11 protein-coding genes are annotated in these 13,055 nt (G+C 54.4%); 5 read left to right on the forward strand and 6 right to left on the reverse strand.

From position 1 onward, the window contains the following. Window positions 1-34: 34 nt before the first annotated feature. Both F5984_RS11420 and metK read left to right on the forward strand, forming a co-directional pair. A complete protein-coding gene (locus F5984_RS11420; protein WP_152124364.1) occupies window positions 35-1,189 on the forward strand; it encodes a lycopene cyclase family protein in 1,155 nt (384 codons plus the stop codon). Between the two features lie 93 nt (window positions 1,190-1,282). After that, a complete protein-coding gene (gene metK, locus F5984_RS11425) occupies window positions 1,283-2,560 on the forward strand; it encodes a methionine adenosyltransferase (RefSeq protein ID WP_152124365.1) in 1,278 nt (425 codons plus the stop codon). A gap of 128 nt (window positions 2,561-2,688) precedes the next feature. Here metK and F5984_RS11430 read toward each other — a convergent pair whose 3' ends face one another. Then, window positions 2,689-3,066, reverse strand: a complete 378-nt coding sequence (locus F5984_RS11430) for an HPF/RaiA family ribosome-associated protein (protein WP_019990166.1) — start codon at window positions 3,064-3,066, stop codon at window positions 2,689-2,691. A 230-nt stretch (window positions 3,067-3,296) separates the two neighbouring features. Here F5984_RS11430 and F5984_RS11435 point away from each other — a divergent pair, with 230 nt between their 5' ends. Continuing rightward, window positions 3,297-4,079: a sulfite exporter TauE/SafE family protein gene (locus F5984_RS11435; protein WP_152124366.1), complete on the forward strand. Its 783-nt coding sequence runs from the start codon at window positions 3,297-3,299 to the stop codon at window positions 4,077-4,079. A 31-nt stretch (window positions 4,080-4,110) separates the two neighbouring features. Here the strand turns inward: F5984_RS11435 and F5984_RS11440 are convergent, their stop codons facing one another. The 4 genes from F5984_RS11440 to F5984_RS11455 form a co-directional block, all read right to left on the reverse strand. Further along, on the reverse strand, window positions 4,111-5,409 hold the full coding sequence (locus F5984_RS11440; RefSeq protein WP_152124367.1) for a TolC family protein: 1,299 nt from the start codon (window positions 5,407-5,409) through the stop codon (window positions 4,111-4,113). A gap of 114 nt (window positions 5,410-5,523) precedes the next feature. Beyond that, window positions 5,524-6,648 carry an ABC transporter permease gene (locus F5984_RS11445; RefSeq protein ID WP_152124368.1) on the reverse strand — a complete coding sequence of 375 codons (1,125 nt, stop codon included), beginning with the start codon at window positions 6,646-6,648 and terminating at the stop codon, window positions 5,524-5,526. A gap of 80 nt (window positions 6,649-6,728) precedes the next feature. Next, window positions 6,729-7,685, reverse strand: coding sequence for an HlyD family secretion protein (locus F5984_RS11450; protein WP_152124369.1), 957 nt, complete (start codon window positions 7,683-7,685; stop codon window positions 6,729-6,731). Window positions 7,686-7,730: 45 nt separating this feature from the next. Continuing rightward, window positions 7,731-8,417: an ABC transporter ATP-binding protein gene (locus F5984_RS11455; RefSeq protein WP_152124370.1), complete on the reverse strand. Its 687-nt coding sequence runs from the start codon at window positions 8,415-8,417 to the stop codon at window positions 7,731-7,733. Between the two features lie 207 nt (window positions 8,418-8,624). Between F5984_RS11455 and F5984_RS11460 the strand changes: the two genes are divergently transcribed. Both F5984_RS11460 and F5984_RS11465 read left to right on the forward strand, forming a co-directional pair. Next, window positions 8,625-9,341 (forward strand): MarR family winged helix-turn-helix transcriptional regulator, encoded by a 717-nt coding sequence (locus tag F5984_RS11460; RefSeq protein ID WP_152124371.1) that lies wholly within the window; start codon window positions 8,625-8,627, stop codon window positions 9,339-9,341. A gap of 67 nt (window positions 9,342-9,408) precedes the next feature. Beyond that, a complete protein-coding gene (locus F5984_RS11465; RefSeq protein WP_152124372.1) occupies window positions 9,409-11,262 on the forward strand; it encodes a family 43 glycosylhydrolase in 1,854 nt (617 codons plus the stop codon). A 301-nt stretch (window positions 11,263-11,563) separates the two neighbouring features. Here F5984_RS11465 and F5984_RS11470 read toward each other — a convergent pair whose 3' ends face one another. Continuing rightward, window positions 11,564-12,955, reverse strand: coding sequence for an MATE family efflux transporter (locus F5984_RS11470; RefSeq protein ID WP_152124373.1), 1,392 nt, complete (start codon window positions 12,953-12,955; stop codon window positions 11,564-11,566). Between the last annotated feature and the right edge of the window lie 100 nt (window positions 12,956-13,055).

Genomic DNA, 13,055 nt, shown 5'->3' on the forward strand with positions numbered 1-13,055 from the left:
GCAATCGGCGGGGCTTTAGTGCATCATCGACCCGATGAAAAAATACGACTTCATCATTGCAGGCGGTGGCATGGCTGGGTTGAGTATGGCCTATTACCTGACTCAATCGCCCCTGCGCGACCGCTCCATTTTACTGCTCGACCGCGAATCAAAAAACCGTAACGACCGTACGTGGTGTTTTTGGGAACGGGGCGAAGGTCCGTTTGAGTCGATTCTGTTTCGTAACTGGGACCGGGTCGAGTTTCATGGAACTACGCTTTCGGGCCTGTTGAATATTGGCGACTACCGCTACAAAATGCTGCGGGGCATTGATTTCTACGCCCACATTCAGGAGCATCTGGCCCGGTTTCCGAACATCGAAATCAGGCAAGCCAATATCAACCGTATCAAAGAAACCGCTCAGGGTGGGTTTGTTATTGCCGACGACGAACCCCTCATGGCCGACTACGTGTTCGATAGCACCTTTGCGCTCAAACTCGACGACCCCGACAACCATAATCTGTTGCAACATTTCAAAGGGTGGGTGATTCGGACCGAGAAACCCTGTTTCAACGTCGATCAGCCCCGGATGATGGATTTCCGGGTGGCCCAGCACGGCGACTGCCGGTTTGCGTACGTCCTGCCTTTCGATGCGCAGACAGCCCTGATTGAGTTTACTCTTTTCAACGAAACCCTCCTGACCGACGCCGATTACGAGGCCGCTTTGGGGCAGTACATTACCCAGCATTTAGACACCGGCACCTACCAGATTTGTGAAACCGAGTTTGGCGTGATTCCGATGTCAGATGTCCCAACCCAGGAAAACCCATCGGAGCATATTGTCCGAATCGGTACAGCCGGCGGACATACCAAAGCCTCAACGGGGTACACGTTTCAGCGCACGCAGCGCTACCTCCGTGAACTGGTACAAAGCCTCGCCCAAACCGGAAAACCATTCCGGCAAAAATCTCTGTTTAAAAGCCGGTTCAAACTCTACGACAGTATTTTCCTGAACGTACTTCAGAAACACCGCTACCCTGCCGACGATATGTTTACGCTGCTTTACGAGCACAACAGCCCGGCGCAGGTGTTCAAGTTTCTGGATGAAGACACCAGTCTGGGTGAGGATCTGCGGGTAATGTGGTCGATGCCCAAAGTCCCCTTTACGATGGCCCTGTTTGACGTATTGCGCCGGAAGTTGCTGAGCTAACGACTCCCGAAACGGGCAACTCGCCAGTACGGTACGGTTTTTGAACGCTAAACTCTTACTTTTGTGCTTTAAAACTACGTTCAGACCGACAATATGCCGTATCTGTTTACCTCCGAATCCGTTTCGGAAGGACACCCCGATAAAGTCGCCGATCAGATCTCGGACGCGCTGATTGATAATTTCCTTGCCTACGACCCGTCGAGTAAGGTGGCTTGCGAGACTCTCGTAACTACAGGTCAGGTGGTGCTGGCCGGTGAAATCAAAACCGAAACTTACCTCGACGTTCAGAAAATTACCCGCGAGGTGATCCGCCGGATTGGCTACACCAAGAGCGAATATATGTTTGAGGCTAACTCATGCGGTATTTTCTCAGCCTTACATGATCAGTCGGCCGACATTAATCAGGGGGTTGATCGGGCCGTAGCTAACGACGATTTCGAGACCAAAGCCAATGCGCAGGGTGCTGGTGATCAGGGTATGATGTTTGGCTACGCCACCAACGAGACCGAAAACTACATGCCGCTGCCGCTCGATCTGTCGCACAAGATCCTGCAGGAGCTGTCAGACATTCGGAACAACCACGCTGATCTGATTCCGTACCTCCGCCCCGACGCCAAGTCGCAGGTGACCATTGAGTACTCAGACGACGACCGGCCTGTTCGGATCGACACGATTGTGGTTTCGACGCAGCACGACGACTTCGATTCCGACGAGGCAATGCTGGCCAAAATCCGGGAAGACATCATCAACATTGTGATTCCGCGGGTGAAAGCCAAACTGAAGCCCGAACTTCAGGGGTTGTTTACCGATGATATCACCTATTACATCAACCCCACGGGTAAGTTTGTGATTGGTGGCCCCCACGGCGATACCGGCCTGACGGGTCGTAAAATCATTGTAGACACTTACGGCGGCAAAGGCGCTCACGGTGGTGGTGCTTTCTCGGGCAAAGACCCCTCGAAAGTAGACCGTTCGGCGGCATATGCCACGCGCCACATTGCCAAAAACATGGTGGCAGCCGGCCTGTGCGATCAGGTACTGGTTCAGGTGTCGTACGCTATCGGGGTGGCCAAACCCTGTGGTCTATACGTGAATACGTACGGCACTGCCAAAGTTGACATGACCGACGGCGAGATTGCCCGCAAGATTGAGTCGATTTTTGATATGCGCCCCTACGCGATTGAGCAACGACTGAAACTCCGTAACCCGATTTATTCGGAAACGGCCGCTTACGGTCACATGGGCCGCAAAAACGAAGTGGTTACCAAGACCTTCGGTTCGAACGGCTCTACCAAGCAGGTTGAGGTGGAACTCTTCACCTGGGAGAAGCTCGACTTCGTCGACAAAATCAAAGAAGCGTTTGGGCTGTAAAATGTATAATGGCTAATGTAAAATGGGTAATTCCGTATTGATTAGCCATTAACCACTTTACATTAGCCATTAAAAAAGCCGCCAACTCAAGGGAGTCGGCGGCTTTTTGCGTTAGGAGATATAAGGTATTAATCGTCTAGATCAACTTCAACGGGTTCGTCCATTTTCATGCGCTCTTTAGCCTGCGCGATGGTTGAACTCGAAAAGTCATTGCGTTTTTCTTTGCAACGAACCAATTTATCTTTGAGCACCTCCAACACGCGGTCGGTGGCGCTTTCAAACGTCTTATCGTGTTCTTTCACGAAGAGCTCTTTGCCCGGAATGAGCAGCCGCACCTCCATGACTTTTTCTTTCACTTTGTTGGTTTCCGACCCGTCGAGTTTCAGAAACACCTCACCACTGATAATGCGGTCGTGGAAAGTGTCTAACTTGTTCAGCTTCGCCTGGATAAAATCGAGCAGGCTACGGTCGGCCGTAAAGTGCACAGCATGAATTTGAAGTCTCATAGTGTCACACGGTTTGTTTAAAGAGTGAAACCTAAACTAATGGACTATCTAAGTTTGTCGATTTTGGTATTCGAGTCAATAGGTACGCAGAATTATCCAAACCTGTTCCACGGGTAGGCACCCGAAAGTGAGTCTAAGCGACTGACCCGGTCCTGTTTTACCCCTGATGTGAAACATTTACGAAAGTAAAGTTCCTCGTAAAGTATAATTTTGCCCTTTTGTCGTCGCGTATGCCTGAGTTTACCACCCTTATTTTGCTTTGTTTAACGGCCCTGACAGCCGGTTTTATCGACTCAGTAGTGGGCGGTGGGGGTCTGGTTCAGATTCCTGCTCTCTTTCTGCTTTTCCCCCATTTTCCGGTGCCGCGTGTCATTGGTACCAACCGATTTTCGTCGTTTATGGGCACGGGCGTAGCCGCCTGGCAATATATTCAGCGGGTGGCCGTGCCGTGGTCTATTGTGCTGTGGGCGGCCGTAGCAGCCAGTATTTGCTCATTTCTGGGCGCGCGGCTGTCCAGTATGCTACCGGGTGCCGTACTGAAACCCATCATGCTGGTTTTGATGACGGGTATTGCGATCTACACCTATCGGAACAAAACCCTGGGGCAGGAAGAAAACCTGCGGGTAGCTCCCCATAAACTTCCGTGGCTGGCCGGAGCCCTGGGCGGAGCCATCGGGTTTTATAACGGGTTTGTGGGGCCGGGTACGGGTAGTCTGCTGGTATTCGGGTTTGTGAGCTTGCTCGGTTACGACTTCCTGCGGGCCTCGGCGCAGGCCAAACTCATCAACGTGGTAGCCGACGTATCGTCGCTCATTTTTTTTATTACCAACGGCTTCGTAACCTACGAACTCGCCATCCCGATGATGCTCTGCAACATGGCCGGTTCGTTTATCGGGAGCCGAATGGCTATCGGGCGCGGCTCGGCATTTATCCGGGCTCTGTTTCTAGTAGTTGTATTCGGGCTCATTGCCCGGTTTGGCTACGAGGTGGTGAGCGAGTGGGGAGGCTGGTAAGCTTCTTCTACTTGTCTATAGCATCTACGCGTCACAAACTCCCCAACGCTTTCCGTACCTGCAACTGCCCCAGCAACACCTCGTAAACCGCCCGGAGGTAATTATTTTCAGCCTGCTGAAGGGCATACTCACTATTGCGGAAATCGGCGAGCAAGAGCGTACCGGCATCAAAACGCACCCGGTCGATAGCCAGGATATTCTGCGCCTGTTCGATGTTCTTCCGGGTTTCGGTCAGGTTCTCGCGGGCTTGTTCAAGCGTATTGCGAGCCGCGCGGGTTTCGTAGTCGAAATCATTGCGAAGCCGTTGTAGGGTATTCTGGCTGATTTGCGCCCGCGTCACGTAGTCTTGCCGGTTCAGGCGGGTTTGTCGGCCATCGAAGATTGGAACGTTGACCCGCAGCCCCACATAATTGTACGGGAACCACGTGCCCGACGCAAACGGATTGAACGTATCAGCGAGCTGCTGGGCCGCATACGCGCCGTAAGCCGATACCACGGGCGACAGTCGAGCCTGCTCTTTGCGTTCGTTTAGAAGGTTCAGCTGTCGGCTCAGATCTTCCTGCCGCAGTTCGACGCGCTCGTTTGTGGCGCTTTCGTCGGCCTGAAACTGGGCAAACAGGGCCGTCAGCGAGTCGGCCGGCTCCACCGCATTCGGGCTATTGATCCGGTAGCGCAGGTTGTCGAGGCTGAGGGCGTAATCCCGCCCATCGTTCCGCAGGGTCAACTCCGCATTGCTCAGGTCGAGCACAAACCGGTTGTAGTCTGATTCGAGCAAGGTCCCTGCCTGTAGGCGCGTTTTGGCCTGATCGAGGTACGTCTGTGCCCGCATCCGCGCCTGTTCCGAGAGCCGCTTTTTTTCCCGGTTAAACACCGCCTGGTAATACGCTTCGGTCACTTGCTGGCGCACGTCCACTTTTAGGCGTTCGAGAGAAGCCCGCTGACTTTCTACATTGAGCCGGTTGATGTCGCGCTCCACCCGGCTTTGGGCGTCGTACACTTTCTGCTCGGCCTGCACATTCAGCAAGTTATTGATAGGTGTACCAAACCGAAGCACAATGTCCTGATTGTTGGCAAACGGTGCGTTTTTGATCACACTACGCTGAATTTGGGTATTCCAGCGTAGGTCGGCCCCGGCATTGACCTGGGGCTGCCACCGCGCCCGCCGACGAGCCTCATCACTGCCCGCCAGTTGCACCTGAAGCTGCCCGTTAGTCAGTTCGGGCCGGTTAGCTTGTGCCTGTTTCAGGGCTTCTGGCAGCGAAACGGCTGTCTGAGCAACAACCGATTGCGCGAATAAAGAACAGAGCAAAAGGAAAATGAGGAGTCTCATGATTGTAAATGGTATTTATGTAGAGACACAAAATTTTGTGTCTCCTGACCGGATGGTTATTTGATCTTGTATACCTGCCGGATACTGAGACGCAAAATTTTGCGTCTCTACCAATCACCCCCGGAATACGGTTGCGGGTTCCAGACTGTTGATCCGACGAATGGCAAAAACACTCCCGCCCAGCGAAATAAGAATGGTTACGGCAAACAGGGCAAAATCGAACCAGCCGGGGAAATAAAATAGCGTACCCGACTGGGCAATCCCGTACCGGAACCCTTCGACCAGCCCCCGCCCCACCACAAAACCAACCACGGCAAATAAAAAGGCCTGCATCAGAATAAGGCGGCTGATGTAGCCGTTGGTAGCCCCGATGGCTTTCAGTGTGCCGTAATCCTTGATCCGGTCGATGGCCGCTGAGTAGAGCGTGAGGCCGATAATAACCAACCCCGAAATGATGGCGAACCCGATCAGGCTCCCAAACGAAGCCGCAATGCCGTTGGTGGCCAGCACCGTGCGGACGGTGGTCTCGGAGAGGGCATCGGCATTCCAGGCCCGCACGCCGTTGATCGATCCGTTGATCGCCTGAATAACCGAGGTTTCGGTAACGCCCGGTTTGTGCCTTACCAGATAAAAACTGACTTTATTGGTCGATACGTTGCCGAGGTAGCGGGCGCGTTCGATGGTGGTAAAGGCGAGTAAGCCGCCCCCAAACGACCGCGCACCGCGCGTCAGGCCCGCGTTGTACACCTTTTTCCCGTTAATCTCGAAATAATCCCCCGGTTTGAGGCCCCCGTGGGCTTTGGCATCGTAAAAGTCGGTGATGATGGCGCCATCGGGGAGCATATCCTGCGGCTTGGCCGTGTAGAGCCGCCACGGGCCACCCACAAAGCCGGGCGCCTGCGAGCCAACAAGCGCCATTCCGCTCGTCTTACCGTTTGCAAACTTGGCCCCCACCGTAGCCACCACAACCGGGTACACACGCTCTACACCGGGCAACGAAGCAATCTCATTGCCTTTTCGGGTATCGAGCAGGCTCAGTTGATTGGCGTTGGTGGTTGTTTCATCCGTCACCCAGATGTAGCCTTTGTTGTTATCGACAAGGCTACGCATGGCGTCGGTCAGGAAGATAAACAGACCCGCCTGCTGACCCACCAGAAACACCGAAATCACAATGCCCGCCAACGCACCCAAGGACTTAGCCTTGTCGTAGCGAATGAATTTGTAGGCCGTTCTGAACATCGTAATGGGTAATGTAAAATGTAAAATGAATAATGGAGAGTTAATTTGGCCACTGAGTGTCATTATACATTATTCATCGTTCATTTTACATTAATGACGCATTCTACACGCGCTCCAATGATGACTTTGCCGGGGTCGTCGAGCTGTACCCGAACCTCCCGCACACGCCGGTCTTCGAGGTTGGCGGTATTGTCGGCGAAGAGCGATTTCTTGCGGAGATACGGCGAGGCCAGCACCACTGTGCCCGTGCTCAACCGCTCGTCGCTACCCTGCGGACGAACGTAGGCTTTCTGCCCCACGCTGACCTTCAGGGCAAAGAGTTCATCAACCTCCGTAATGGCCACCAGAGGGCCTTCGGGTGCAAACTCACCGATCGACTGGTTGTTGGTCAGGTATTGCCCCACCTTGGCATCCAGGCTCAGCAAGGTACCGGTTGCCGGGGCTTTCACCGTTTTCAGACCCGCCACGGTATTGGCATACTGAATATCGGCCCGGAGCGATGCCACCTGCCCCTGCGCCTGCCGCACCTGTGCCTCAGCCGCCCGAATCTGTTGTTGCAGGTTCTGCACGGCATAGCGCGAGTCGTCGAGGTCTTTCTGGGTGAGGGCTTTCCCGGCAAAAAGGGTCTCGTTACGTTTCTGGTCGGCCTGTGCTTTTTCGAGTTGCACGCGGAGTGTCTGCACGTTCTGGCGAGCCGTTTCGATGGCGTCCTGCTGGGTTTTGATTTTCACATTGGCCTGCTGAAGCTGAGCCGTTTCCACGGCGTTGTCCATCGTCAGAATCACCTGTCCTTTCTGGACCTGATCGCCCACGTTGACGTTTATACTACGGACTAATCCGCCCGTTTCGGCCGAGAGCTGCGAAATGCGGGCCGCTGGCTCGATGATGGCAATGCCCACTACCTCATCAATCTGTTTGGGGGCCTGCACCGTTCGGACGGTGTCCTGCGTTTGGGCAGATTTCTCATTTTTGCCGCCACAGGCACCCAAAGCAACGGCTATCAGGCCAAAGAGTATCGGTCGTTGTGCTCTATTCATGCGTTGGTTCGTTCAGAATGGGATGGGGGTTGATGATAATCAGGTTCAGATTGCCGACGTATTGTCTAGTTCGCGGACGTAGCCGTTATCCACCTCCACAATGCGGTGGGCGTACTGTTTCAGGCGGGGGTCGTGGGTCACTACAGCCACGGATTTACCCCCGTCGGCCAGGGTGCGGAGTTCGTGCATGACCACGCCCAGCGAGTCTTTGTCGAGGGCGGCCGTCGGCTCATCGCAGAGCACCAGCTTGGGGTTTGTAACCAGCGCACGGGCAATGGCAATGCGCTGCTGCTGCCCGCCCGAAAGCTGTTTGGGCAGGTTCTTCCGACGGTCGGTCATGCCCACGGTTTTAAGGGCCTGCTCGGTGCGGGTGCGGGCTTCGGCACTCCCTACCCCTTGTAGCTGAAGGGGCATCATCACGTTTTCTTCGGCGGTGAGGGGTGCCAGCAGGTTAAAGTTCTGAAAAACAAAGCCGATGGTATCGAGCCGAAGCCGGGCGAGGGCTGTTTCCTTCAGCGTATTCACATGCTGCCCATTGACCCACAAATCGCCATAGCTGGGATAAATCACACAGCCCAGCAGGGAAAGCAGGGTAGTTTTGCCCGACCCCGACGGCCCAATAATGAGCATCAACTCGCCTTCATTCAGTTGTAGGGTGGTTGGCTGTAGGGCAACAATCGTTTGGTCGCCGGTGCGGTATTCTTTGCCCGCGCCTTTTAATTCCGCAATCATACCGGTTCGGTTGGCATTAGTTGGGTATTTGTACGCTCCGCATCGGGATAAAACCCCCATTCAATAACTATGAGTCCATAACTATCCCTGATACTTTCTGCAATATTACTACGACTTCATAGTTTTTGTTCTGAACAGGTGAAAAAATTTTAGTTTCGTAGTAATTTTACAGTCAGGCATTGAGTTTAGTATTATATCATAGTAAAAATGGATAGAGGAGAAGCCAACGTAATTGAACTGGTCAATGCTTGGGCCCGCTACAGTGCAGCCACGCCCAACGCCGATTTACCCGGCTTTTGCCTGCACTATCTGACAGAGCACACGGACCTATCGACCGGGGAAACTGCCGAAGAGACACCCGAACAGGATGGCCTCATGAACAAGCAGTGGCTCGAAAGTATGACCGGTCAAATTTACCGATCGCCGGTGCCGGTTCAGGTAGAGGCCCGGCTGGGGGCTTTGGTTGGGCGCCTGGGTAAGTATGCCTATTTCTATTCCAAGAAGGCCATGCAACCCTTCGATTTCCGGTCGATTGAAGAGCCCGTGTACCTTATTGCGCTCATGCAAATGGGTACCCCCAAGAAAAGCGAGCTGATTTACGAAATGATGGCGGAGTTTGCCTCCGGTACGGACGTGATAAACCGGCTGATCCGAATGGGGTATATCGAGGAGTTTCCTGATGAGCAGGACCGCCGGTCGAGACGGCTAAAAATCACGCCGGAGGGCCTCAAAACCATTCAACAGGCCATGCCCGTGATGAACCGCGTAGGCGCTGTGGCTTATAGTTCACTGACCGATGGCGAGAAAGCCCTGCTGACCCAAATTCTGGATAAGCTCGACCATTACCACGCCGAACATTTCCGCCAAAGCCGAAACGCCGATTTCGACGAGGTGTACGACCGAATGGTGGGAAGCCGCGATTAGACACGTAAATTACGGCACGAACCTCAGGACACTTCCACCGGATTCCGGCAACAAAACCCTATTCTGAATGCGTAGCCTATTCTTTCTGCTGTTCGGATGCAGCACGGCGCTGGCTCAGCCCTTAGCCCCGCTCACTACCCCCACGGGCGAGCGTACCGCCCAAACGTACTGCAACCCGATGGACATCAGCTATCGGTACAACTTTGAGCAGCTAAACGAGCGAATTTCGTACCGGTCGGGGGCCGATCCGGTCATTATCAACCACAAGAAAGGCAACAATCCCGGCGAGTATTACCTCTTCGTGACCATACAGGGGGGCTGGTGGCACTCCAAGGATTTGGTCAATTGGCGGTACGTAGTACCCGACAAGTGGCCTATGGAAGACATGTGTGCCCCGGCGGCCCTGTCGGTACGCGACACGCTCTACCTGTTTCAAAGCACCTTTGAACAACGGCCCATTTTTATCTCGACAGAACCCGAAAAAGGCAAACTGAAGTTTTACAACCGCTGGCTACCGCGTTTGCCCAAAGACATTGGCCCCTGGGACCCGGCCTTATTTCATGACCCCGACACCGACAAATGGTACATGTACTGGGGGTCGTCGAACGTGTACCCCCTATTTGGTGCCGAACTCGACAAGAGCCGCAACCTGACCTACGCGGGTAACAATCCGGCCGAAGCCTACAAGGCCATGTTCTGGCTCGACCCGTATAAGCACGGCTGGGAACGGTTTGGCCCGAACCACTCCGACCCGTTCAAGCCGTTCACCGAGGGAGCCTGGATGACCAAGCACAACGGTAAATACTACCTGCAATATGGCGCGCCCGGCACCGAATACAACGTGTACGGCAACGGAACGTACGTGGGCAAAAGTCCGCTCGGACCGTTTGAGTATGCTCCGTACAACCCGGTGGCCTACAAGCCGGGAGGCTACGCTACGGGCTGCGGGCACGGCAACACGTTTCTCGACAATTTTGGCAACTACTGGAACACCGGCACCACCTGGATTGGGGTAAACTGGGGTATGGAACGCCGGATTGTCATGAACCCGGCCGGGTTTGATAAAGACGACCAAATGTATGTAAACACCCGGTTTGGCGATTTTCCGCACCGGCTGGCCGACAAAAAATGGGGCAGTCTACAGGGACAGGCTCCCGATGAGTCGTTTACAGGCTGGATGCTGCTGAACTACAAAAAACCGGTACGAGCCTCGTCGACGCTGGCAACGGCCCCCACCGACACCGTAACCGCCGACCGGGTGGCCGACGAAAACCCGCGCACGTTTTGGGTAGCGGGCCAAAATCGCCCCGGCGAAACGCTCACGACCGACCTCGGTTCCGAACACGACATTCGGGCCGTGCAGGTAAACTATTTCGATTACAAGCTCGCCATTTTCGACTCCGATTCGACGGTGTACACCCAGTTTAAAATTCTGACCTCTACCGATGGCAAAACCTGGGAAACCGTAGCCGACCTGACCAAAGAGCCTAAAAAAGACCACACCTGCGCCTACGTCGAAATTCCGCTCCGAACCAACGGCAAACCCGTACGGGCGCGGTACGTACGCTACGAACACGTGTACACGGCCGGCAAGCACCTGTCCATCAACGGATTTCGGGTATTTGGCAACGGGCTCGGCAAAGCACCGGCCACCCCGACAGTGACCGCCAAGCGCCAGAAAGACGAACGTAACGCCGACCTGACCTGGACCAAAGTGCCGGGTGCCGTTGGGTACAATATCCGCTGGGGAATTGCGCCCGATAAGCTCTACCAGACCTACCAGTTCTGGCACGACCACCCCGGTGCGTTTGAGTTACGGGCTCTCAACGTAGGAGTACCCTATTACTTCGCGATCGAAGCATTCAACGAAAATGGTGTGTCGACACTTAGCCCAGTGGTTAGCAGCGATTCCGTGCGGTAGCTGTGGGAAAGAGCAGTATTGAGTGATTCAGTTATTCCCGGCTTAATTCTTTCGTTTCAACCACTGCCAGAGTCTTCGACCACTGGCAGGGTTACACCACTCTAAACCCTGCCAGTAGTCGAAGACTCTGGCAGTGGTTGCTAGCTCGTGCCGAAGACCCCCCAACGGAGGTTGCTGGCAGTGGTTGAAACAATAGCTATAACCAGCAATTGCAAACACGACAAAATCCTGTTATTCAATAGTTTGTAATATTGAATAACAGGGTGTAAGACATCAGAGGAGATGGTTGCACTGATCTAGTTCAGGAGCGGGTACGCAGGATGGTATCGTCGCTGAAAAACCGGTCGCGACGGTACCAGAGAAACAAACCCAGACCCAGTAACAGGAACACTTCGGCCAGGGGGCGGGCCAGCCAAACGCCGTTGAGATGCATCCCCAACGGTTCCGGTAATACGAGCAGCAACAACGCAATCAGCAGGAACCCCCGGATTACGTTGGTCAGCGTCGACAGGGTAGCCTGCCCAATTATCTGGATGTACATAACCAGCACATAGTTGGGGCCGGTAGCCACAAACAGGACAAACGACAGCATAATGGCGCGGGTGGCGACCTGCTTAAACTCGTCGGACTCATCCCCCGAAACGACATTAATGAGCAAATCGGCTCCGAAAAAGCCAATCAGGTACACCCCTACCCCCACCGTGAAGGTGAAGAGCAGCGCAAACCGGAGGGTTTCGAGCACGCGATGCGGCTGGCGAGCACCAATGTTGTAGGCCATAATCGGCTGAATAGCAAGCATAGCTGCCGTAAACAGCCGCAGAAAAAGATTGCTCAACAGGTTGACCACCCCAAACGCCGACAACGCCAACGCGCCGTAGGGCAACAAACTCCGGTTGATCAGAAAGAACCCAAATGCCACCGATATTTCTGACACAAACGACGGAAAGCCAAGCCGGAACAGTTCGGGCCACTCGGCAAACCGAAGGCCCAACCGAAACCGGCGCAGGCTCAAATGTCCCTTGCGCCGTTCGATGCCCACGGCCAGGTACACCACCGCCACCAGCAGTGCCAGACCGGTGGCAATGGCCGCCCCGGCCACCCCATATGGGAATACAACCACCAGAATCAGGTCGAGCACAATGTTCAGAATGGCCGCCAGTACGGTAGCATTTTTGGTAACTCCGGGCGCGTTATCATTTGAGAGGAAACCGCCCCAAAGCACCCGAATCAAGAAAAAAGGCGTAAATAAGAGGCTCCAGTAGGTGAATTCGGTGGTGTACTGAACCAGTATGGGCGGTTGCCCGGCCGCAAGCCAATTGACCAACGGCCCCGTAACCCAGGGTGCACTCAGAGCCACTACCGTGCTCACCCCCAACACCAGCGTAGTAGCCACCTCGAAAACCTGCCGGGCCTCGGCAGGCCGGTTGCCCCCCACGTGCCGGGCAAACAAAATTCCCCCGCCAATCATGATACTGAGCACAAACGCGATGAACAGTAATAGCACCGGCGTGTAGAGGCCAATAGCGCCCAGAGCCTCTTTGCCTACCTGCTGCCCCAGAATGATACCGTTGATGACCTGATGGGCCGCAATAGACGCCATGCTGATCAGACTGGGCACATAAAACCGAAAAAAAAGCCGTTGCACCGGCGCGGTGCCTAAGTCGTTGCGGGAGGTTGTTTCGGTATTTTCCATAACGAAGAGCGTAAACGCGACGTGTCGCGTCTATACATAAAACAGGTCTGCACAAAAAATATGTAGAGACGTAACACCTCGCGTCTCGCTTGCCAGAGGC

This window comes from Rudanella paleaurantiibacter (assembly GCF_009184635.1).
Lineage (GTDB): Bacteria > Bacteroidota > Bacteroidia > Cytophagales > Spirosomataceae > Rudanella > Rudanella paleaurantiibacter.

Bases quoted from the DNA above. Each gene is read 5' to 3' on its own strand.
- F5984_RS11445 (WP_152124368.1), bottom strand. From the start codon at position 6,648: ATGTTCAGAACGGCCTACAAATTCATTCGCTACGACAAGGCTAAGTCC.
- F5984_RS11455 (WP_152124370.1), bottom strand. From the start codon at position 8,417: ATGATTGCGGAATTAAAAGGCGCGGGCAAAGAATACCGCACCGGCGAC.
- F5984_RS11465 (WP_152124372.1), top strand. From the start codon at position 9,409: ATGCGTAGCCTATTCTTTCTGCTGTTCGGATGCAGCACGGCGCTGGCT.
- F5984_RS11460 (WP_152124371.1), top strand. From the start codon at position 8,625: ATGGATAGAGGAGAAGCCAACGTAATTGAACTGGTCAATGCTTGGGCC.
- F5984_RS11440 (WP_152124367.1), bottom strand. From the start codon at position 5,409: ATGAGACTCCTCATTTTCCTTTTGCTCTGTTCTTTATTCGCGCAATCG.
- F5984_RS11470 (WP_152124373.1), bottom strand. From the start codon at position 12,955: ATGGAAAATACCGAAACAACCTCCCGCAACGACTTAGGCACCGCGCCG.
- F5984_RS11435 (WP_152124366.1), top strand. From the start codon at position 3,297: ATGCCTGAGTTTACCACCCTTATTTTGCTTTGTTTAACGGCCCTGACA.
- F5984_RS11420 (WP_152124364.1), top strand. From the start codon at position 35: ATGAAAAAATACGACTTCATCATTGCAGGCGGTGGCATGGCTGGGTTG.
- F5984_RS11450 (WP_152124369.1), bottom strand. From the start codon at position 7,685: ATGAATAGAGCACAACGACCGATACTCTTTGGCCTGATAGCCGTTGCT.
- metK (WP_152124365.1), top strand. From the start codon at position 1,283: ATGCCGTATCTGTTTACCTCCGAATCCGTTTCGGAAGGACACCCCGAT.
- F5984_RS11430 (WP_019990166.1), bottom strand. From the start codon at position 3,066: ATGAGACTTCAAATTCATGCTGTGCACTTTACGGCCGACCGTAGCCTG.